The following is a 21,734-nucleotide window of genomic DNA, read 5'->3' on the forward strand; positions in this document are numbered from 1 at the left end:
GGGCGGGACGCCCATCCCACAATAACAATTAAAATTGTAAGTTATTTAATTCGCGATCCTAAGTAGGGTGCGTCAGATATTAAGAACGGGCTCTCCGGCCCGTTCTTATTTGCAAGCGTTAATTTTTTTCTATGCCACAGCCAAAGAAGGAGAAGAATTTCTCAGAAAACTCAGCAATTCTCGATTCACCGTTTGTGGGGCTTCCTGCTGAATCCAGTGACCACAGTGAGGCACTAATTTCAACTTAAACGGAGCAGTAATTAATCTGTCTAAACCTTCTACAAGTTTGTGGCTCAAAAACGCATCTTCTTCTCCCCAAAGCACCAAAGTAGGCACTGTCACAGGTTCTAATTTCTGCCCCAAATTCCAAAGCCTCTGGGGGTGAAACATCTGCCGGTAATAATTGATAGCGGCGGCTAATACTCCCGGCTTTTCTAAAGCAGTCTGATAAATCTTAGTTTCCTCAGCGCTAAAAGCTCCTTTGCGAACAGCTTGTCCTTGGAAAACATTGTGCACAAAATCTTTCAAGTTTTGCCGGATCAACCATTCGGGAATGCCGGGCACCTGAAACGCCAAAACGTACCAACTGCGGCGAATTTGATCTAAATTACTCGCCATTTCCTGCACGAATCGCTGCGGGTGCGGAGCGTTTAAAATTGCCAAGCGGTTGAGTTGTTCGGGGAATTTTTGAGCTAAGTGCCACGCAATCACCCCTCCCCAATCATGACCTACAACGTGAGCTTTTGTATAACCGAGGCTCGCAATCAAACCGCGAATATCCGCGCTCAGCGTATCTAAATCATAGCCGCTTTCCGGCTTGTCGGAATCGTTGTAGCCCCGCAAATCCGGCACTACCACCTTGAAATGACGCGCTAAAGCAGGGATTTGATGACGCCAAGAGTACCAAAACTCTGGAAACCCATGCAGGAGGAGAACGAGCTCGCCTTCTCCTTGAGAAACGCAGTGCAGGCGGATGTTATTGGTTTCGACAAAGATGTGTTGCTGTTCGGAATCTAAAGAAGTCATAGTGGGAAAGTTAGACTTATTTTCGGGAAGTACACAACCCGCCGACTGGTAGCAGGCTGAAACGGCCCAATGGTGTTAATTTTTCTACTTTTATTGTAGCTGCTTTTCGATCCCCGCCGCTGCAATCTAATTAAACTTAAAACTTGTAAGGTTTTGGGGTGTCCTGTGTTTTAGGTGTAACTACTGAGTTCAAGTTTATCACCTTAAATGTATTGTTTTAACAGCGGCGCAGGCGATTCAATAATAGCACAATTTCGTCCGTTGCCGATCGCATTTTTGCAGTCGATAGGTCAGATTGATTGACGATAATGCTAAACACCAGCGGCTCGTAATTCGGAACTTCGATATATCCCGACAGCGCCGAAACTCCGCTCATAGTTCCTGTTTTTGCTTGCATAATTACGCGATTTGGTGTAGTATTAAAGCGATTTTTCAAAGTGCCGCTTTCGCCAGCGATCGGCAGTGACTGGCGGTAAATAGATGCAGCAGGTGAATTGGCCATAAGTCTCAAAGTTTCCACTAAGGCTTCTGGAGTAATTAAATTGTGCCGAGACAAGCCGGAACCGTCGGCTAATATGTAGCTGTTTGGATTTACTCCTAATTGAGTTAAAACTGTTTTTAACTCTTTCAAACCGCTTTCACCTGTATTCTCTTGTGGCACAGGCATCTTGTCTGTAACTTTTCCCAACAATCTCAATAAAACTTCTGCATAAAGATTGTTGCTTACGCGATTAGTTTCTCTCACCAATTCCGCCAGCGGCGGCGATTCAACGGTCGCTAATTCTTGATTTAGATTGCGAGAAGCCGATGCAACTAAAGCCTGTTTAACAGGAATTCCCTCAGCAGCCAGGGCTTGTTGAAAATACTGCAAAAAATTATTAGCGGGGTTGACAACTGCGACATAAGCTGATTCAGGTTCTGCACCAACTTTCAACTGTCCGCCCACTCGAATTATAGGTCGATCGAACTCCCGACCAACTTCAATAAACTCAGATTCGTTTTGAGCGACGGTAACAGTATTGTTCTGAAGTTGCCACTGATTTGCCAGCTTTGCTTCGACAAAAGTAACTTTCAGAGGTTGCCCCAGAGCCTGCGGGGACAAGAGAAGGTCGATCGCGTTTTGATTGAAAATTAAACTGTTAATCGGTGCTCCGTAGCCAGCTTGCGCGTCTTCCCATTCCCAATTCGGATTGACTGCACTGCCTTGAAAATAGCTGTCATCGCCAATCAACTGGTTAACTTGACTGATTCCCCGCTGCTTCAACTGCTGCGCCAAAGATTTCAACTGAGCCTCAGCAATGCTCGGATCTCCCCTGCCGGCAACGTACAAACTCCCATTTTCGCCGCTGTAAACCGATGTCTTAATCCGAAAATCTGCACCGAGTTTCTGCAAAGCAGCGGCTGTAGTTAGCAGCTTGGCATTTGATGCTGGAATAAAATATTTTTGGGCGTCGCGGCTGTAGAGAGTAGTAGTAGAAGATAGAGGTTGAATCAAAATGCCCCAGCGCGATCGGGTAAATTCGGGACGGTTGGCGATCGCATCTACTTGCGCCCCCAATTCCCCAGGACAAATATCCCCAGCAACCGCCGACGTTTGAGCAGCAACCGCTGACGGACGCCCCAGAATTAGGACTAACAAACTAAGTGCAATTCCTTGGATTTTCAAAGTGCCAGTTCCTTAAAAATAACTATTCAAATTAGATGCGCCAGAGCTTGGAAGTTTCACCGAATCAAGTCAATATTAATAATAATAACGCGCATGAATTCTCGGATTGAACAGCGCCTCTACAGGTTTTCCCTCTTTGAGGTGCTCTTCCACAATCAACGGTACATCACTCGGTTTAACTCGACAATACCAAATTTCGTCTGGGGTAACTCGCACAGTCGGGCCAGTGGTGCACTGTCCCTGACAACTACAGGCCTCCACTTTAACCCCTGCAACTTGTTGAGCTTCAAAAGCAGCTAGCACTGCTGCTGAACCATTTTTCAGGCAAGATTGATACTGGCAAACCAATACACAGCGCGCTTCTGGTTGGGAGTCTGGTTCTGTGGCTGGAGATTCTGGCATTGGTAAGGATTTATCCGCTCTTTAATATATCTTAACAATCTTTTGACATCCTCACCGGCCTGAAGGCGCGGTGATTCCCTACCAGTCGAACAGAGTTAACTGTTCGTACTTTAGACGGGTTGACAGTTCATCGGGAACTGCCTCAATTGAGGTCTTACACTCCCTCCCTGCCCATTTTGAGTCGTGGATATGCCCTACCCCGACTTGTTCTATATTTTTTGAGGCGTTGTCGTCTCTGTCGTGAAGAGTGCCGCAATTCATACAGACAATTTCTCTCACCGAAAGGTCTAACTTGCCCCAGCGGTAACCACAATCCGAACAAACTTGGCTGGTTGGTTCCCATCTGCTGATGACAACTTGCCTCACGTCCAACTTTCTCCGACTTAGACTCACACATTGTTCTGAATTCCCGCCATCCAGCGGAGCTGATTGCTCTGGATAATTTGCGGTTCTTCAGGAGTCCGGAGACGTTTAAATCTTCTAGGGCGATAACTTGGTTCTCGTTTATCACCTTAGTCGATAGTTTATGCAGAAAGTCCTTGCGGATATCTCGCAGTTTTGCTTTGAGTTTCGCCACCTTCAATCGCATCCGTTCACGCCGCTTTGATGTTTTAGAGCGTCGTGATAACTTGCGTTGAGAGCGTCGAATTTTACGGTCTAACTTTGAGTAGCTGGGGCTTGCCACTCGCTCTCCCGTGGTGAGCGCCGCAAAAATTTTTATGCCCAAATCAATACCCACTGCTGGGTTAGAAGCTAGCTTGGTTTCGGGCTGCACCTCAACAACAAAACTAAGGAAGTAGCGCCCTGCGGTGTCTTTAATAACGGTGACTGAACTTGGTTCAGACGGCAGAGGTCGCGACCATTTAGTCTTAATACACCCAATTTTGGCTAAGAAAACCTTGGCAGCTTTGATGCTAAATCCCCCTTTTCGGAAACGGGCTGACTGTCTGTTTGTCCGCTGCTTAAATTTAGGGGGATTAACCTTTTTGCCTTTTCTTTTTCCCTTAATAGATGCGAAAAAGTTGTTCCAAGCTACACCTAAATCAGCAATAGATTGCTGTAATGGGATATTAGAAACCTCGCTCAACCACTCACGCTCTTGGGTCTTTTTGGCTTGAGTAATGCATATTTTTTGCAAATCTCCATTGCTAGGTAGTTTCTCCGATTTCTTACACAGTGCCAGAGCACCGTTCCATACGACTCTCACACAACCTTCATAGCCTTGCCAGGTCTTTGCGTTGTTGCTCGGATGGATAAATTCGGTACTGGTAGCGTGATTTCATGCTAGTATTGTACACCATATATCCGTACAAACTCATGAAAAAACGATTAGATTTTAGGCTCGAAGACTTTGAATTAGAGATACTTGAAAAATATTGTGTGGCGGTTGGCAGAACTAAGTCTGATGTTCTTAGAGAGTTAATTAGGAATTTGAAAACCAAGAAAAAGCCGTCCTAGAAGGACGGGGCTTGAATCCCATTAATTTTGGTCAGACCGATCGCTCGCCGGAGTCCGGCAAAGGGCAGAATTTTATAGTGCGATCGAAAAAAACAGCAAAATTCTGGCATTCAAGCTTTTTCCTTCCTTCTACTTTCTAACGAATCCCTTCAGCAGAGCTGCCTTTCTTCAGTCTGTGCCGCCCTTTCCCTATATGATCGATTTAGAGCAACAACTCAATCAACCCCTAATCATGCCAAAAACAGTAGCCGATGTAATGAGCCGCGACCCGATTTTGGCGCGACCCGAAATGCCCTTGAACGAAGCGATTAAAATTTTAGCCGATCGACGCATTAGCGGTCTTCCCGTCGTAGATGAGAATGACTTGTTGGTAGGAGTCATCTCCGAAACCGACTTGATGTGGCGGGAAACCGGCGTAACTCCGCCCGCTTATATCATGGTGCTCGATAGCGTGATTTATTTGGAAAATCCATCTCGTTACGAGCGAGAACTCCACAAGGCTTTAGGACAAACAGTAGGAGAAGCGATGAGTACAGACCCAGTTACCATCGAGCCCGATAAATCTGTCCAAGAAGCTGCCAAACTGATGCACGATCGCAGCATCCACCGATTGCCGGTGCTTGATACTGCGGGCAAAGTAATTGGCATCCTCACTAGGGGAGATATTATCCGCTCGATGGCGGCGGAGTCTTAATTAACTGTTGCAGTTCCAGGACTGTATCCGAAAATGAGTCGTGAAGCGAAGCTATCCCGTAGGGAATCGCTCTTTCAATCTCGCTGACTTTTGGCAATTACCAATTACCAAATCTAAAATCTAAAATCTAAAATCCGATGAGCATTACCCCTGAGTCTGTCGAACAATTGCTGAATTCCGAGGATTTTGGCGAAAGACTGCGAGCAGTCAACCAACTGCGGCAACTAGACCCCGCGATCGCCTATAAACTAATTCAAATTGCGATCGGCGACAAAAACGTCCGGGTTCGCTACGCAGCAGTCAGCCAATTATCAACCCTCGGTACGCAGAATCTGCCGAACGCTTTAGAGGTACTGCTCCACAGCCTGAACAACGACCCCGAACCCGACGTGCAAGCAGCAGCAGCCGATGCTTTGGGCGCATTGAAATTAACCGATGCTTTAGAAGATTTGCAGCAAGTTTATAGCAGTACCTCTGAATGGCTGGTGCAAATGAGCATCGTTGCTGCTTTGGGAGAAATGGGAGATCCGAAAGCCTTTCCGATGTTAGAAAATGCCCTAACTTCTGAAAACGAATTGATCCAAACCATTGCGATCAGCGCATTAGGTGAATTGGGAGATAAACGGGCGCTGCCGCTGCTGCTTCCCTACGCTTCCAATGCAGATTGGCAGATCCGTTACAGAGTCGCCCAAGCTTTGGGGCGGTTGGGCGGTGCAGAAGCACAGACAGCTTTGGAAATTCTCGCCAAAGATGAGGTTGAGCAAGTTGCTCAGGAGGCTAAAGCCGGACAAGAAAATAGTTTGAAATCTTGAGATTGCTTTTGTGATCCGGAACAACCCTGCGCGGTTGTGAATTTTGAATTAATTTAGAATTTTTTGTGAGGATTCTACTAAAAACTTAGTTCGCGATCGCACACATAATTCAGAAACCCGGTTTCTTCCTATATTTGTCGTTCCTCTCTGCAAAACTCGTAGAAACCGGGTTTCTAGCCAGCCAGCCTGCTGGCTTGGTGCGTAGCGTAAACCTTACTCATCAGGAAAAATCTCAAATCTCAAATCTCAAATCTCAAATTGTATTGATGCCACGGGCGATCGCAAATTCCTTTAAAACTCTCCTTAAATTCAAGCGTACTCTTCCATTTTTCAATCAGAGCCAGCCTCTTGACATCCCCACTTTGACAACAGCTATAATCAAAATAGATAAAGCAGCGGCAGGGATTAATACAATTATTGAATTGTGTCCAGCCAGCTAGCGATCGGGGAAACTATCGTTAAGACGGTAAGCAATCTACCAGCAAAACCATGTCTTAAAACTGTTGATGATCCCCATGCTTGAACAACTACAAAATTCCGCTTCTGAGTCCTCGGACATTTTAACAGGAGAGCGATCTGTCTCTCAAGTCGCACCAACTTCAACCAATCAAAACTTTATTTATAGAGTTTTAGAACTTACCAACTTAGAACGCAGTAAATTAGGTTTGTCGCCGCTAACCTTAAATACTCAGTTACTAAATGCGGCGGAAAATCACAGCCAAAACATGGCAATGCAAGACTTCTTTTCGCATACCGGAAAAGATGGTTCGTCATTCACCAGTCGCATTACTGCAACGGGCTATCAATTCTCAGCAGCAGCAGAAAATATTGCTGCTGGATCTTCTACACCCGAACAAGTTGTATCATCGTGGATGAACAGCAGCGGCCATCGCACTAACATTCTAAACCCGAATCTCAAAGAAATTGGGATTGGTTACTATTTCTTAGCCGACGATACTGGCACAGAAAATTGGAATCACTATTGGACGCAAGTTTTTGCGACTTCTCTTGACGGTAGTGTCAATCCCGCACCCACACCGACTCCCACACCAAACACTATATCTATTACTTCGCCAATACCCAATGCTACAGGGGACGGCAGCGCGACACAAGCACCCAAAAATACAGCCAGTGGCGGCAATTATTTCCTATCAGATAGTGCCGATACTCAAATACCGACAAATGCTGCGGGATTGCCAATTTTTGCCCTTTCCGGCAAAGACAATATCACGGGGGGAGAAGGTGCTGATAGCATTAATGGGATGCAAGGTGCGGATACAATTAATGGCGCAGGAGGGAATGACAGCTTATCCGGCGGCAAAGAATCCGATTTAATTGATGGCGGTGTTGGCAATGATTTTATCAGCGGCAATAACGAGAACGATCGACTAATCGGAGGAGACGGTAACAATACTATCCGTGGCGGCAAAGAAGATGATGTCTTGATTGGCGGTAACGGCGAAGATTTGTTGGCGGGCGATCGCGGGCAAGATATTTTGACGGGCGGTGCTGGAAATGATACGTTTATCTTAGCAGGAGGTTTGTCTGCTGCGGCTACTTTAATTAGTGCGGATGTGATTACCGATTTTGGGGCAGGGGATAAAATTGGTTTGACTGACGGTATCGGATTTGCAAATTTGACTTTTGAAGCTGTGAGTTTGCAGTTGGATGGAGGTGCAAGCATCGCTTCTACGGCGATTAAGTCTGGCAGTAATTATTTGGGAATCGTGCAGGGTGTAAATCAAAGTCAGCTTACGGCGATCGTTTTTGTCAACCCCTAAAAAACATCATATCCAGATTCCCGACTCCTCCAAGAAGTCGGGAATATAAAAACAAGAGCGCTTTACGTTGAATTTGGAGAGGATAATCAAGGGGGCTATTTTGATAGATTGATTATTATAGTAATAATATCAAGTATTGCTACAAACTGCATCATTCATAAGAGGGATAACTATGAAAAAAGTAGCCGTGTTTGGCAATGCTGGAGGCGGTAAATCAACTCTCAGCAAGAGATTATCAGAAATCACTGGTTTGCCACTTTACGCCTTGGATAAGATTAAATATCAATCTGGGGGCGCTGAGGTTCCAAATGAAGAATATAAGCGTACCCATGAGAAAATTTTGGCTACTGACCGATGGATTATAGACGGTTTTGGTTGTATGGAAACCGTCTGGCTTCGACTCAACGAGGCGGATAGTCTGGTTTTTGTCGATCTGCCCTTATACGTGCATTTCTGGTGGGTGACTAAACGGCTAATCACAGGTAGCTTTAGGCTACCAGAAGGCTGGCCTGACAAGAGTCCGATCTTGAAGAGTTCCATTAATAGTTACCGCGTTCTTTGGTTGTGTCACAAGTATTTGACTCCCAGATATCGCGAGTATGTCGATCGCGCCCAAAATACCAAAAGTGTGTATCACATCAGATCCACTGAAGAGATTTCACAATTTTTTGCATCGATATCGCAAATGACAGTTGACAGTTGACAGTTGGCAGTTGGCAGTTGTTAATGACTAATGACTGCTGACTGCTGACTGCTGACTACTGACTAATGACCAATCGATGCTACTGCCGATCGCAAATTGCCTTGAAACTCGCCCAAAAGGCGATCGCACTCTTCCTTCTCCAAATTAGTCCAGTGCATCATCAAAGCTAATTTTACAGACTTGCCGCTTTTTTCGAGCAAAAAACCCGCTTCATCCCGGTTCAAATCAGTCAAATCTTGCAACATCCGCACAGCCCGATCGCGCAATTTCTTATTAGTAACCGCCACATCAACCATGCGATTGCCGTAAACCTTCCCCAGCTTCACCATTACCCCTGTCGAAATGATATTTAAAGCCATTTTTGTGACTGTACCCGCTTTCAAGCGCGTCGAACCAGCCACTACCTCCGGGCCAACCAACAACCGAATATCAACATCAGCCTCAAAATTCACTTGTTCGACGGGTACGCAGGCCATAAACACAGTTTTCGCCCCCCGCTGGCGTGCCGCCTGCAAAGCGCCCGCCACAAAAGGCGTCGTACCCCCAGCCGTAATCCCGACAACTACATCTAAGTTGGTAATGTGACGGTGGGCGATCGCCTCACCCCCATCCTCAGCCCGATCCTCCAAATCCTCCGAACTCCGCACCAAAGCCCCCGCACCCCCGGCAATTATGCCCTGTACGAGTTCTGGTGGCGTGCAGAAGGTGGGGGGACACTCGGCGGCATCCAGCACCCCCAAACGCCCGGAAGTACCCGCACCGACGTAAAACAGGCGGCCTCCTTGACGCAGAGACTCGGCTGCAATGTCGATCGCTTGGGCTAACTGTTCGCGGGCACGGGCGATCGCGCTTAAGGTTTGGGCGTCTTCCCGGTTGAACAAGTCCACTAATTCGATCGAACTGAGTTGGTCTAAATTCTCGCTGTTGGTATTCACCTGTTCAGTCAGCAGATGGCCCCGTTCTTCTAAATTCTTCATGTTTTTTGATGAGTCATTAGTCATTAGTCATTGGTCATTGGTCATTGGTCATTGGTCATTAGTCATTAGGTGTACAAAATAGGGTACGCATTGCCTGCTCGCTGGTGAGCTTGGTGAAGTCGTGACTCAAAGGCTCGAAATTTCCGGTTCTGGCGATCGGCTAAATCTACTTCCGAGAGAGAGGCCATTACCCATTACCCATTACCCATTACCAATAACTGCTGACTAATGACTAATGACTATTACAAAAGTCCTTCGAGTCGGCGGCGAATAGAATCCAGTTCGTTTTGGGAAACATCAGAATCCAGAGCGAGATCCGGATCTGGCTCTGGCTGCCACTGAGTCTGTGTTACATTGTTTTCTGGCGGAATCTCCAGCGCCCCCGCCGGTATCAGTTCCCAATCATAATCAACACTGTTGCAGAACTCCTTAATTTCCTCATCGTCGATCGCCTCGACAGCGGGCTCGGGGAAATCCTGAGCTTCCAACATCACGCCAAAGCGGGTGGCGTCGTCTTCTGACTCAAACATCAGAACTTTATTGCGATCGCCGAGTTGAATGGTATGAATTCCCTCATTCTCGGTGCGGGCATTGAAGAGTAAGACGAACACTCGCATAAGTTTTAAAGACCTTCTTAACCACCGTTTTTTTATCTTAGAAGCGATCGTGCGATTTTAGATTTTAGATTTTAGATTTTAGATTGACTGTCGATTTTAGGTGGTGTTGCGTGTTTTGATTAAGTTCGGTAAAGGTTTCTAGAGTCTACTCTGGAGTGGGGGCGTGTTTAGATTTTAGATTTTAGATTTTAGATTTTAGATTGACCACCGATCCTGCACTGCGGGGGGAATCTAGAGGATTTGGAGGACTTGGAGGACTTGGTTTTAGGTGGTGTTGCGTGTTTTGATTAAGTTCGGTAAAGGTTTCTGGAGTCTACCCTGGAGTGGGGGCGTGCCTTTTGCCTGCGATCGATCCGGGGATCGGCACTTCCGACCTCACTTCTGAGTCTACCAAAGGCAGAAGCCACGCTGGCGAATCACAGAAATTCTACCTGTCTAAAATCGGCTGATTCCCTATAATTCCTGAATTCTCTGATTTTTGAGAAACACCCATGACTAACTCGGACGATAACAAAAATCAACTCGCACCCCGTCCCCACCGCCGCTGGTGGCGTCTGCTGCTGCTTAGCGGTACGGGATTGGGCATTATCGCCTTGGTTGGGGCGGCGCTAGGATACCAGTGGGTGCGGGAAAAGTTAGCTCCTTTGGTGGAAACTGAAGTCAGTCAGTTGCTGAAGCGGCCCGTGCAACTCGGACGTTTGGAGGGATTTTCTCTGACAAGTTTGCGGTTTGGCCGATCGACTTTACCTGCAACTGCTACCGATCCCGATTACGCCTCTACAGAAGCAGTTAAAGTCAAGTTTTCGGTTTTGCAACTGCTGTTTACCCGCACTCTCAAATTAGATATTACTTTAGTTAAAGCCAACGCTTATATCGAACAGGATGCTAAAGGCCGCTGGGTTAATCTTCCAACGGCGGAGCGGAAATCTCCGGGTTTATTTAAAACTGAAGTTGAAGCATTTCGAGCTGAAAATTCCGCCGCAGTTTTGGTACCGAGTCCCGCATTAGGACAGAAAACTTCGGCTCCGATTTCTGTAAATTTGAAAAATGGCAGTGCTCTATTTCGCGACCAAAATCAGCGCGTTCTCTACGAAGTAAACGGTCAGTTTACTAACAGCGATAATTTTATACTTAAAGCTGATTCTATGTTACCTGCAGCTCAAACTAACCTGCAGTTGCAAGGTCAAAATTTGCCGTTGCCCGACCTCGCTCGCTTGCTAAGACTTTCCGGCATTTCTTTACAAAAAGGTCTTGCTAATGGCAATTTGACCGTGCAAGTGCGAGATAATAAAGTATCGGGAATTACCGGAGCGGCTAGTTTTGGAGGAGTGCAAGCGAGTATTTCTCCCTTGAAACAAATCATACAAAATAGCAGCGGTCAGTTGCGGTTTCAGGGAACTAATGTGATTGTCGATAGTCTGGTGGCTAATTACGGTTTAATTCCGCTGAGAATAGCAGGAACAGTTGCCACGGGAACTAATTTTAATTTGGAGAATGCTAGCTTCAATCTGATAACTAACGTGCAACCAGTCGCTTTGGCAAGTGTTGTCAGTGCGGTGGAAACAGAGTTAGGGCAGAAAGTAGTATTACCCGTGGCTGTGGCAGGGGAAGTGAAAGCGGATGCCAAGCTGACTGGAACATTTGCAATGCCGGTGCTGACAGGTACGATCGCCTCGACAAAACCAGCTACGGTCGATCGACTGCAATTAAACAATATTAGCACTAATTTCAAATTGGAACGCGGGAGAATGGCTCAAACCCCAACTCCCAATTCTCAATCTTCTATTCCCCCTTTTTCCTCTTTAGCTTTGACTGTGAGCGATATTTTGGTAGTGCCGGCGGCGGGTGGTAAAATTGGCGGAAAAGGTGAAGTCGATCTAGCTTTATCAAAGGATAATTCGCGATCGGGTTTAGTGTTTGACTTCCAAGCTGAACATGTACCCGGAGACGCGATCGCCCAAATTTACGCTCTCCCAATTCCTGCTACTGTTAATATTGGCACTGTCTCCGCAAAAGCTCAAATTTTCGGCCCGTTAGACAACATTCAAGCGAGAGTTCAATGGCAAGCACCGCAAGGAACTTTCCCCGCTGCGGGCGAAATTCGAGCCGCAAGGAATTCGGCTGATTTGCAAAATACGGTTGTGAAAATTGGCGACGCTTCTGTTAACGTGGATGCTGCGCTAAAAGACCGTCAATGGCAAGCTTTGATCGAGGGCAATGGCGTGGATATAAACAGTTTGCAGCAAATCCTGCCAGACCTTAATTTGCCTCCTGAACTAGCGGGTTTGTTCAGCGGAACCGTCGAAGCAGCAGGAACTCTGGACGATTTAAGTTTAAATGCGATCGCTGCGACGGGCAAAGGAACGCTGAATATTGCTGACAGTATTGTTGATGTTAATGGCGAACTAGAATCGGGTCGATGGCAAGTTTTTGGCAATACTGAAAAAGTTGCAGTCAATCAATTGATTGATATTGGCTTGCCGTTATTAACACGGGAAACGACCGCAGATATAGACAATCTAAAATCCAAAATCGAAAATCTAAAATCGTTAGGCGGACAGCTAGCAGGTGAATTTCGAGTGGCGGGAAATGTTGACGATTTGACGGCTGGCGGAATCAATGTTACTGGCAACGGTAGGCTCAATTTTGCCGACAGCAATGTGAATTTAAACGGAGAATTGGTAGCGGGAAATTGGCAAGCAACAGCAGAAACCGATCGCACTTCCATCAGCCGCTTGGTAGATTTAACACTGCCGATTTTAGATGTGGCTTCAGCATTCAATACCGAAAATCAGCAATCTGCCAATCTCAACAATCTAAAATCCAAAATCCAAAATCTAAAATCGATTGACGGACTGCTATCGAGTCAATTTACAGCATCGGGAAGTCTTGACAATTTGACTGCTAGCAGCATCAATGCCAGCGGCAGCGGCAGACTCAATCTTGCCGGCAGTGATGTGAATTTTAAAGGAGAATTGGCAGCGGGAAATTGGCAGGGAACCGCAGAAACCGATCGCACTTCCATCAACCGCTTAGTAAATTTAGGATTGCCCCTGTTAGATGTTGGCTTAGCTTTCACTGCTGACAATCCCCAAACAGTCGCCAATATCAACAATCTAAAATCCCAAATCCAAAATCTCAAATCGCTTGAGGGACAAATATCCAATCAAATTCAAGCCAGCGGCAGTCTTGATAATTCAACCGCCGCTGACATAGGCGTCAGCAGCAGCGGCACACTCAATATAGGGGACGGTACTCTTGCTTTTAGAGGTAAATTAGAAGACAGACGCTGGCAAGCTTTCGCCGATGCCGATCGAGTTATTCTCAGTCGCTTAGCACTAGATTTGGGAATACCTATTTTAGATGTAGCTTCAGCATTTAATCCCGGAAGTCAGCAAACTGCCAACATCAACAATCTAAAATCCAAAATCCAAAATCTAAAATCGATTGACGGCAGAGTTAACGGCCAATTCCAAGCAGCGGGCAGTTTGGATAACTTGACAGCGAAGGGAATTAGTGCTAGTGGAGAAGGGCGGATTTTGGTCGATCGACTCGGGGCGATCGATACTACGGCAAAATTGGAAAACGGCAACTTGCAAGCATTGCTGGAAACGAACGGAATTGCCGTCAGTAATTTAGAACAAACCCTCAAACAAACAGGTTTGCTGACAGCGGATTTACCGCCAGAAATTAACGGAACCCTCGACGGCCAAGTCCGCATTTTGGGAACAGTAGATAATCTAACCGCCAACGGCATCACCGCCAACGGCGACGGACAAATTCGACTCGCCAACGGCGGAGGAATTGTCAATGCTAAAGGCCGCGCAGAATCGGGGAATTGGCGCGCGTCAATCGAGGGCGAGCAAATTGCTCTAAGTCGCTTCCAGCAAGCTTTTGAGTCGCAGCGACAAAGCTTGCAAGCCCAAGGTGTAGTCTCTGGTACCCAAAATCTCCCCCAGCTTGCAGGACTGTTTAACGGCAATATCAATTTATCCGGCCCGATTGGGGCGGGCACGGGGGCACCGCCCCTACAAAATGTTCGCGCCGGTGGCAGTTTCCGCATCTCGGAATTGCCGTTTTTGAAACAACCTTTTGAGGCAGTCTTTAATTGGGACGGCCAACGGGTGGAAATTGAGAACGCCACAACTCCCGGTTTGACAGCAAACGGCTTTGTTAACGTCGAACTCGCAGGTAAAGGAGGGCCCTCAATTTCCAACTTAGATTTGGATGTCAAACTTGCCAACTTTAACCTGGAAGCCTTACCAACTGAACAACTCGGATTTTTGAGACCAATTGGTCTCAAAAATCCTTCAGAGAATAATCTTCCCCTGCGTGGCAATGTAGATTTTACCGGCAGCCTCACCGGAACCCTCAGCGCCCTCAGCTTAGTGGGCGACGTGGAAGTGCGGGATTTAGCAGTAAATCAAATCGCTTTTGATCCGGTACTGGCGGGGACTGTGAATGCGGATGCTGGGAAAAGTGTAGATTTGCGTTTGGCCGGTGCCAGCGACAAAATCGAAGTAGCTTTAAATCAATCTTTTTTGCCGACATCTTTCTTAATTCAACGCGGGGAATCTGTCGCTAGGGGCCAAACCGAGGGAGAAACTTTGCGAGTTAATTTAAGCGATTTTCCCCTCGCTGCTTTGAATTTATCACCGGGTAAAGAGGCGGGTTTGGGGCCGATAACTGGTACGGTTTCGGGACAAGTAAATGTGCCCGGTTGGAAGATGCCGTTAAATCCGGCGACTTTGCAAGCAAGCGGACAAATTGCGATCGCCCAACCGGCGATCGGCTACATTAAAGGTGACAGTTTCCAAGCCGAATTCAGCTACGCTAACGGCAGCGCCACTCTCACAAATGGCATATTCCGCCAAGGCAGCGGTCAATACTTAATTTCCGGCAATGTTCAAACAGGGCCAAACCCGCAATTTGCTGGGAAAGTTAACGTCCAGCAAGGTAATTTGCAGCAGGTTTTAACCGCTTTGCAATATTTCAATTTAGGCGACTTGGCTAGAGGCCTAAAACCTCCCGTTTACGGTGACAGTGGCGACGTGCAAACTGTAGCAGTGGGAGAACCAGAAGCCCCGCTAATCGAACAGTTGCGCCGGTTGGCAGAAATTGAAATACTTTTGCAGCAGCAGCAAGCAGTGGAAGCATCAGAAAAATTGCCTCCATTATCCCAATTGCAAGGCACTTTTGGTGCGGAAATTGCTGTCGCCGGTTCTTTGCAAACTGGTGTGCAAGCTCAATTTAATGTGAAAGGTGATAACTGGCAGTGGGGAGAATATGTCGCTGAAACGTTCAGCCTTGAAGGCAGTTTTCAGGACGGGATTTTAACTGTTTTGCCTCTGGAAATTCGATCGGGCAAAAGTGCGATCGGCTTTTCGGGGCAAATCGGGCAAAAAGCTCAATCCGGGCAGTTGCGGGTAGAAAATGTGCCGGTGGAAGAGTTAGCAAAACTGGTGGAATTGCCTTTTGTAGATGTCACAGGAAATTTGAATTTGCGGGCGAATTTGGCCGGCAGTTTGGAAAATCCGCAAGCCACCGGAGAATTGAGTTTGGTTGAGGGTACGCTAAACGGAGAACCGATTAAACAAGCCGACGGCAGTTTCAGTTATAGCAATGCCCGCCTGAATTTTGGCGGCAGCGCTTTGGTAACTCAAACCGAACCGATTGAAGTCGCCGGAAGTTTGCCTTTTGAGTTGCCGTTTGCAGCGGTGAAAGCTGACAGCAATCAAATTGATTTGAGGGCGAATTTGCAAAATGAAGGTTTGGCAATTATTAATGTATTGACTCCGCAAGTTGCGTGGGTCAGCGGTCAGGGACAGGTGCAAATTCGCATCGGAGGGACGCTGCAAGACCCTGTAGCGCAAGGAATTGCGAATTTTGAAAATGCAACCGTCCGGGCGAGAGCCTTCCCAGAACCGCTGACAGGGCTAACTGGGACGGTGCGCTTTGAGGGCGATCGTATTCGGGTAGAAGGAATTCGGGGACAGTTGAGTCAGGGAGAAGTTGTCGCCGCTGGCGTGATTCCGCTGTCTGTGCCGTTTGCTGAGGGCGATGTCGATGCGGATAATCCTTTGGCTGTAAATTTAGACAAGTTGGCAGTGAACCTCAGAGGATTGTACAGCGGCGGCGTAGTCGGTCAAGTGCAGGCAAGGGGCACGGCTAGGCGTCCGCAGTTGAGCGGTAATATTGAACTGTACAACGGCGAAGTATTTCTCCGAAGTCCCGGCGGCGGCAGAACTGAGTTAGCTTCTTCCTCTTCTGCTTCTGATTCTGATTCCACATCTTCTGCTTCCCCTGCGACTGAGGTTTCTGATTCCCCTTCTGCTGCGACTTCCCCTTCCCCTTCCCCTTCCCCTTCCCCTTCCTTTGAAGTTGGATTGAACGATTTGCGGCTGAATTTGGGCCGGGGAATTCGGGTAACGAGTGCGCCGATATTGAGTTTTCAGGCGACTGGGGGCTTGACGGTGAATGGAACTTTAGATGACCTTCGCCCGGAGGGTACGATTCGGTTGACTTCGGGGTCGGTGAATTTGTTTACGACGCAGTTTAGACTCGATCGAGGATACCCGCAGACTGCGACCTTTGTACCAACACAAGGACTCGATCCGACGCTGGATGTGAGATTAGCAACTTCGGTGCAGGAAGTAACGCGGTTCCGCACTCCCGGCACATCTGTAGCCTCGGAAATAGCAGACGAACCGACAACTTTCGGCAGCGTGCGGAGTGTCCGAGTTCAAGCGTTAGTGCAGGGAAGGGCTTCTCAGTTGGGGGAAAATCTGGAGTTGAGGAGTTCTCCGAGTCGATCGGAAATAGAGATTGTAGCGCTGTTGGGTGGCAGTTTCGTGCAGACTTTGGGACAGGGAGATAGTACGCTGGCGATCGCAAATTTAGCCGGTGCGGGTTTATTGAACAACCTTCAATCTGCGATTACAAACGCCACAGGATTGAGCGAATTTCGCTTATTTCCCACTCGGATTAGAGGTAACGAAGCACAAACTGCTAGTTCCAGTTCTGGTGCGGGTTCTCTCGGCTTAGGTTTAGAAGTCGGGTTTGACATCACGCGCAATATTTCAGCATCAATCATTCGAGTTTTGTCAGCAAATCAACCGACAGAATTTACTGTGCGCTATCGATTGAGCGATAAAATTTTACTCAGGAGTTCCAGTAATTTTCAAGGAGACAACCGCGTCACTGCGGAATATGAATTGAGGTTTTAGGCATCAGCCCACAGCCCACAGCCAACAGTTACCAATCTCTCAATAATTTGCTATAATAGTAACAGCAGCAAATTGATACTGCTAACCCCACACACAAGGTTATAGGAGTTAAGTCAAATGGCAAACAAACTCCAAGTTAATACACAGTCGATCGGCTACAGCGACTTTTACTGGAACCGCTTTAGTCCGAGAGTGGCGACTATCAGCAGCGTCCGCAACGCCAATCATTGGGACGGCGGATTTCTCACCTATATTGCATTTCCCACAAAAGTAGAAGCTACAGCAGCAATGAAATATTTGCTCTTGCATCAAAAAGCTGCTGATGTCGATATGCGGAAAGCCAAGCGAATGAAAGCAAAAGGCATTCGGTGGGAACTCAAAATTCGGGGTTTAGCTTTTAATGAAGTGCTGAAGCTTGCGACGATGGATATAACTGGAAAGCTAGAGATGTCCCCTAATGCTACTACTCAAGCCACAGGCTGATAAAAGCATTCAGATAATAGGTTGGGTTGAGACAACACAACCCAACCCTTCCAATATTAGCCAATATCCATCTTCCTCTCTTTTCTCCTCCTCTGTGTCCTCTGCGCCCTCTGCGGTTAATAAAAAAAATCCTATAAAATATATGCGTTTCATCAGCCCCAAAACAGACTTTGCATTCAAAAAAATATTCGCTTCTTCCGAACATCCAGAAATTTTAATCAGCTTCCTAAATGCAATGCTGTATAACGGAGAACCAACAATCCAAGAAATAGAAATCATTGACCCTTATTCAGCCGGAAGCGTTACAGGATTGAAAGACACTTACCTGGATGTCAAAGCCAAGATTACCGGCAACAAAACCGTGATTGTGGAAATGCAGGTACTCAACGTCGCCGCTTTTGAAAAACGGGTAGTATACAATGCAGCTAAAACCTATTCAACTCAACTCAAAGCTGGAGACGGTTACTTAAGATTAAATCCAGTAATTGCTTTAACCATCACCGACTTTATCTTATTTGAAAACACCGAAAAACTAATCTCTAACTTTGAATTCACAGAAACCGAAGAGAAATTCGTCTATCCCAACTGCGAGTTAAAGTTAGTGTTTGTCGAGTTACCGAAATTCAAAAAAGAATTGAATGAACTCGAAACTCTGCCGGAAAAATGGCTCTACTTTATGAAAAACGCGCCCTCTTTGGAAGCAGTACCAGAGACATTGGGGTCTATTGAAGAGATTAATACCGCGCTGGGAATTGCCAACCGAGCAAATTTGACACTAGACGAATTGAATGATGTAGACAAGCGAGAAATGTTTATCCAAGACCAAATCGGGTCTGTGATGAAAGGGATAGAAATTGGTATACAACAGGGGATTGAACAGGGAATACAACAGGGAATTGAACAGGGGATAGAACAAGGAATCGAAAGGGGTAAAATTGAGGGGGAGATAGGATTAATTATGCGTCAGATCGTGCGGCGGGTGGGTGATATTACACAGGAAGTTCAAACTCGCATCCAGGGGTTATCTGCGGAACAGTTAGATGATTTGGGAGAAGCTTTGTTGGATTTTAGGAGTCAAGAGGATTTGATTGCGTGGTTGGATTCGGCGGGATGAACTGAGGAGTTAAACAGAGACTGAGGGATTTTTAACGTGGAGTTGGTAGAATTCCCAATCTCTGCATTCATTTAAACTTTAGTATCTGCGGGAACTTCCCTCTGTACCAGCATCCAACCTAGCAGCGCTAAACTAAGACCGAGACCGAGAAATCCTAAATCCCAAGCTAACTCGTTGATACCGGGTTTGACGTGGTGGATTCCCAAAATTTGATGGTCAACAATGCCTTCAACAAAGTCAAACAATCCAGCACCAATTAATATTGAACCCAAAAAAGTTTGAGTTGACAAAGGAACATCTTTGCGCTTCACAGCACTCCACAAACAGAAGATTCCCGCCACTGTTACCAACCAATCCGCAGCGTGAAACAATCCATCTCCGAGGGTATTTAATTCTAAACCGGCAACAGTAGCATCGGTTTTAACGCTGCTAAACATATGGTGCCACTGGAGGAGTTGGTGCAGCACAATGCCGTCAAAAAAGCCGGATTGACCGATACCGAGGAGAATTCCTGCGATAATTAGAGGTCGGCGGTTGTTAACAGCGGTGGTTGGTGCGTTTGTGCGATCGTCCAATGGAAAACCTCCGATGCTTTAAATGCTGAGCCTGGGTCTGTGAAGGGATTTGCCAGTACATTTTGTAGTTTTGCTGGGGAGAAGGGGCGATCGCATCATCCGCGAGAGAGATTTCTGGAGTTTATGGGGGCTACAATTAAATCGGTTGAGGATTTGAGATAATTTTCGTGAATTAATTCGGATGATTTATTACGCCTGTAGGGGCGGGTTCACCCTAATTTATCAGACACAACAAAAAATATTGTAAACCCGCCCCCACCCACCGGATTCTCGGTGAATTTCCCCATCTAGTTTAGATTAAATCCGCCAATGAATTCTAGTAATTCATTGGGCGGGGGCGGGTTTATTTAGATTGTTATTGAGCGACATAGATGTTGGTGAACCCGCCCCTACAGAACCTTTGTGTATGCAAATACTGCTTCTACGGCTTTCGGCAATTCTATAGGCACGAAATATGCGACAGGATACAAATAATCTTCACCTGATTCATCAATAACTCGGATAAATTGATGTTCCGCAGCGCGATTATCGGGTATGATTCGATAGATTTTTCGCACTTCCAAGGATGCTTGATAGTCTTGATTGTTAATGCAAACTACAAATTGTGTTTCTAAGTTAAACTTCAACATATTTGCATAAAGTAGTCGGTTCAGAAGCAGTTGCCTCTGTCAACAAAATCGTCCCCTCAGTTGTCAATTCCCATCGGTCGCGAGGCGAACCTGTTTCTACATATCGTTTAACCAAGCCCTCAGCAGCCAGTTTTTTTAAGACAACCATCATGTCAGGTTCTCGCGGTACATCTCGACGGGAAAGTGCATTCGCGAGTTCGTACCAACTCCACTTTCCTTGACCTTTAGCTACTAATTCCAGCAGCACTAATTCAAGCTGGGTTAATTGAGTTAGGTTTTTCATTCTTTTTATCGTATAACTTATCCAACTCGAAAAGATTGCCCCATCGCTTGAAATTCTTGAGTCTCTTCTCGCTGCAATTGCTGTCTAATTTTGGCAAATTTCCTAACTGTTTCCACAGAGTACAACCGTTCTCCACAGCTTAGGCAAACTTCAGCGGATACTTTTAAGATAGCAGTATGGTTGCCGCCCCGTAAAAGTTTATCGACTTCTTTTCTAACTATTTCACCGCCGCAACTTGGACATTTTTCTACAGATATCATTGTTAATTTATCCTATGCAAATACGGCTTCTACGGCTTTCGGCAAGGCGATGGGCACAAAATATGCAAGTGGATACAAATAATCTTCGCCTGATTCATCAATAACTCGGATAAATTGATGTTCACCAGCGCGATTATCCGGTATTATTTGGTAGATTTTTCGCACTTCCAATGATGCTTGATAGTCTTGATTGTTAATGCAAACTACAAATTGTGTTTCTAAGTTATGGGGATTCATGCCTCCTCCTATAAAATGGGACACACTCCGAGGCCTAGAAACCGGGTTTTTTACCGAATCTGCGGGCTGTAACCAAGTATTCTCGCAAAAAACCCGGTTTCTGACCACCCATGCGTCCACGACTATATTATTAATTTTTCGGATAATTTAAAAGTTCATTCGACATCAAATATTAAACTTTATCTTCGCTAATTGTTACAACCCACAAGTTGCTGGTAGCATTTTAGCCCAGTCCGCTCAGTGCCAGGTATCGGAAACGTAGAACTGGCGTGGTTTCGTGGTTTTTGCCTTTTTAATAAATCTTTATGAAAACCTGAAACGCTTAGATGTTACAGTCTAAAAGTCTCGACGCGCTACAAGTCTCGACGCGCTCGCCCTCTCATCTTCCCCTCCACCCCACGCCTCAAAAATTCAAGGGCCTTCTTGTATACATCACCCTACCCAAACCAAACCGGTGTTGAATTCCCTCCACAACCCCATACCTCCAACACCCTGGGAGGTGTGCTATCGGTGCTTGGGTGTTGAATTTTAGATCATTATAGTGCAACCATTTACTACTATTCACACGCCAACCTACCCGATCGCCAAAAGCTTCCCAAATTTCCAGATTATGATATTCTCTGGTTCCCCCCAGACTTTCATAGATGCGTTTCTGCACCGAAAAGCCGAAACGTCCGTTACTGTACCTTACCCAAAGTTGGTCAATAGTTCGTAAGGAATGAAAATTTAATAACTTTAGCGTCTGCTAAATAGTCGGAACTGCACGATAATTCCATTTTGGTAGATATTCA

The 21,734-nt window shown here is 46.3% G+C and carries 20 protein-coding genes and 1 pseudogene; 8 read left to right on the plus strand and 13 right to left on the minus strand.

Annotated elements, in window-relative coordinates; genetic code table 11:
- Positions 1-129: 129 nt before the first annotated feature.
- From QUB10_RS30345 to QUB10_RS30365, 5 genes and pseudogenes are all read right to left on the minus strand, one after another.
- Positions 130-1,026, minus strand: a complete 897-nt coding sequence (locus QUB10_RS30345) for an alpha/beta hydrolase (RefSeq protein ID WP_333206900.1) — start codon at positions 1,024-1,026, stop codon at positions 130-132.
- Between the two features lie 217 nt (positions 1,027-1,243).
- A complete protein-coding gene (gene dacB, locus QUB10_RS30350) occupies positions 1,244-2,686 on the minus strand; it encodes a D-alanyl-D-alanine carboxypeptidase/D-alanyl-D-alanine endopeptidase (protein ID WP_445300805.1) in 1,443 nt (480 codons plus the stop codon).
- Between the two features lie 81 nt (positions 2,687-2,767).
- On the minus strand, positions 2,768-3,094 hold the full coding sequence (locus QUB10_RS30355; RefSeq protein WP_333206902.1) for a (2Fe-2S) ferredoxin domain-containing protein: 327 nt from the start codon (positions 3,092-3,094) through the stop codon (positions 2,768-2,770).
- 78 nt (positions 3,095-3,172) lie between these two features.
- Positions 3,173-3,487: a zinc ribbon domain-containing protein gene (locus QUB10_RS30360; protein ID WP_333143595.1), complete on the minus strand. Its 315-nt coding sequence runs from the start codon at positions 3,485-3,487 to the stop codon at positions 3,173-3,175.
- A gap of 28 nt (positions 3,488-3,515) precedes the next feature.
- A pseudogene (locus tag QUB10_RS30365) lies at positions 3,516-4,301 on the minus strand (RNA-guided endonuclease InsQ/TnpB family protein); the annotation flags it as partial.
- Positions 4,302-4,784: 483 nt separating this feature from the next.
- Between QUB10_RS30365 and QUB10_RS30370 the strand changes: the two are divergent.
- The 5 genes from QUB10_RS30370 to QUB10_RS30390 all read left to right on the plus strand — a co-directional run bounded on the left by QUB10_RS30370 (position 4,785) and on the right by QUB10_RS30390 (position 8,542).
- Entirely contained in the window at positions 4,785-5,246 is a 462-nt protein-coding gene (locus tag QUB10_RS30370; protein WP_333206903.1) for a CBS domain-containing protein, read from the plus strand.
- 137 nt (positions 5,247-5,383) lie between these two features.
- Complete coding sequence (gene nblB, locus QUB10_RS30375) at positions 5,384-6,058, plus strand: phycobilisome degradation protein NblB (protein WP_333206904.1); 675 nt, start codon at positions 5,384-5,386, stop codon at positions 6,056-6,058.
- A gap of 134 nt (positions 6,059-6,192) precedes the next feature.
- A complete protein-coding gene (locus QUB10_RS30380; RefSeq protein WP_333206905.1) occupies positions 6,193-6,498 on the plus strand; it encodes a hypothetical protein in 306 nt (101 codons plus the stop codon).
- Positions 6,499-6,573: 75 nt separating this feature from the next.
- A complete protein-coding gene (locus tag QUB10_RS30385; RefSeq protein WP_333206906.1) occupies positions 6,574-7,839 on the plus strand; it encodes a CAP domain-containing protein in 1,266 nt (421 codons plus the stop codon).
- A 172-nt stretch (positions 7,840-8,011) separates the two neighbouring features.
- Positions 8,012-8,542, plus strand: coding sequence for an adenylate kinase (locus tag QUB10_RS30390; protein ID WP_333206907.1), 531 nt, complete (start codon positions 8,012-8,014; stop codon positions 8,540-8,542).
- Between the two features lie 62 nt (positions 8,543-8,604).
- On the opposite strand, the gene murQ is transcribed toward QUB10_RS30390, so the two are convergent.
- Together murQ and QUB10_RS30400 are read right to left on the minus strand one after the other, a co-directional pair.
- Positions 8,605-9,519 carry an N-acetylmuramic acid 6-phosphate etherase gene (gene murQ / locus QUB10_RS30395; RefSeq protein ID WP_333206917.1) on the minus strand — a complete coding sequence of 305 codons (915 nt, stop codon included), beginning with the start codon at positions 9,517-9,519 and terminating at the stop codon, positions 8,605-8,607.
- 242 nt (positions 9,520-9,761) lie between these two features.
- Positions 9,762-10,136, minus strand: coding sequence for a DUF3110 domain-containing protein (locus tag QUB10_RS30400; RefSeq protein WP_333206908.1), 375 nt, complete (start codon positions 10,134-10,136; stop codon positions 9,762-9,764).
- Positions 10,137-10,627: 491 nt separating this feature from the next.
- Between QUB10_RS30400 and QUB10_RS30405 the strand changes: the two genes are divergently transcribed.
- From QUB10_RS30405 to QUB10_RS30415, 3 genes are all read left to right on the plus strand, one after another.
- Positions 10,628-17,362: a translocation/assembly module TamB domain-containing protein gene (locus tag QUB10_RS30405; protein ID WP_333206909.1), complete on the plus strand. Its 6,735-nt coding sequence runs from the start codon at positions 10,628-10,630 to the stop codon at positions 17,360-17,362.
- Positions 17,363-17,479: 117 nt separating this feature from the next.
- Positions 17,480-17,845: a hypothetical protein gene (locus QUB10_RS30410; protein ID WP_333206910.1), complete on the plus strand. Its 366-nt coding sequence runs from the start codon at positions 17,480-17,482 to the stop codon at positions 17,843-17,845.
- Positions 17,846-17,987: 142 nt separating this feature from the next.
- The gene (locus QUB10_RS30415; protein ID WP_333206911.1) at positions 17,988-18,959 is read left to right on the plus strand and encodes an Rpn family recombination-promoting nuclease/putative transposase; all 972 of its coding nucleotides are present in this window, start codon (positions 17,988-17,990) and stop codon (positions 18,957-18,959) included.
- A gap of 71 nt (positions 18,960-19,030) precedes the next feature.
- On the opposite strand, the gene QUB10_RS30420 is transcribed toward QUB10_RS30415, so the two are convergent.
- The 6 genes from QUB10_RS30420 to QUB10_RS30445 all read right to left on the minus strand — a co-directional run bounded on the left by QUB10_RS30420 (position 19,031) and on the right by QUB10_RS30445 (position 21,649).
- A complete protein-coding gene (locus QUB10_RS30420) occupies positions 19,031-19,534 on the minus strand; it encodes a DUF2243 domain-containing protein (protein WP_333206912.1) in 504 nt (167 codons plus the stop codon).
- A 389-nt stretch (positions 19,535-19,923) separates the two neighbouring features.
- Positions 19,924-20,163 (minus strand): hypothetical protein, encoded by a 240-nt coding sequence (locus QUB10_RS30425; protein ID WP_333206913.1) that lies wholly within the window; start codon positions 20,161-20,163, stop codon positions 19,924-19,926.
- A complete protein-coding gene (locus tag QUB10_RS30430; RefSeq protein ID WP_333206914.1) occupies positions 20,150-20,446 on the minus strand; it encodes a hypothetical protein in 297 nt (98 codons plus the stop codon). The genes QUB10_RS30425 and QUB10_RS30430 overlap by 14 nt, the downstream gene beginning before the upstream one ends.
- 17 nt (positions 20,447-20,463) lie before the next feature.
- Entirely contained in the window at positions 20,464-20,706 is a 243-nt protein-coding gene (locus tag QUB10_RS30435) for a YgiT-type zinc finger protein (RefSeq protein WP_333206915.1), read from the minus strand.
- A 12-nt stretch (positions 20,707-20,718) separates the two neighbouring features.
- On the minus strand, positions 20,719-20,943 hold the full coding sequence (locus QUB10_RS30440; protein ID WP_333206916.1) for a hypothetical protein: 225 nt from the start codon (positions 20,941-20,943) through the stop codon (positions 20,719-20,721).
- Positions 20,944-21,346: 403 nt separating this feature from the next.
- Positions 21,347-21,649 (minus strand): GUN4 domain-containing protein, encoded by a 303-nt coding sequence (locus QUB10_RS30445; RefSeq protein WP_445300806.1) that lies wholly within the window; start codon positions 21,647-21,649, stop codon positions 21,347-21,349.
- Positions 21,650-21,734: the final 85 nt, after the last annotated feature.

The sequence above is a fragment of the Microcoleus sp. B5-D4 genome (assembly GCF_036705145.1).
In the GTDB taxonomy this organism is placed as follows: domain Bacteria; phylum Cyanobacteriota; class Cyanobacteriia; order Cyanobacteriales; family Microcoleaceae; genus Microcoleus.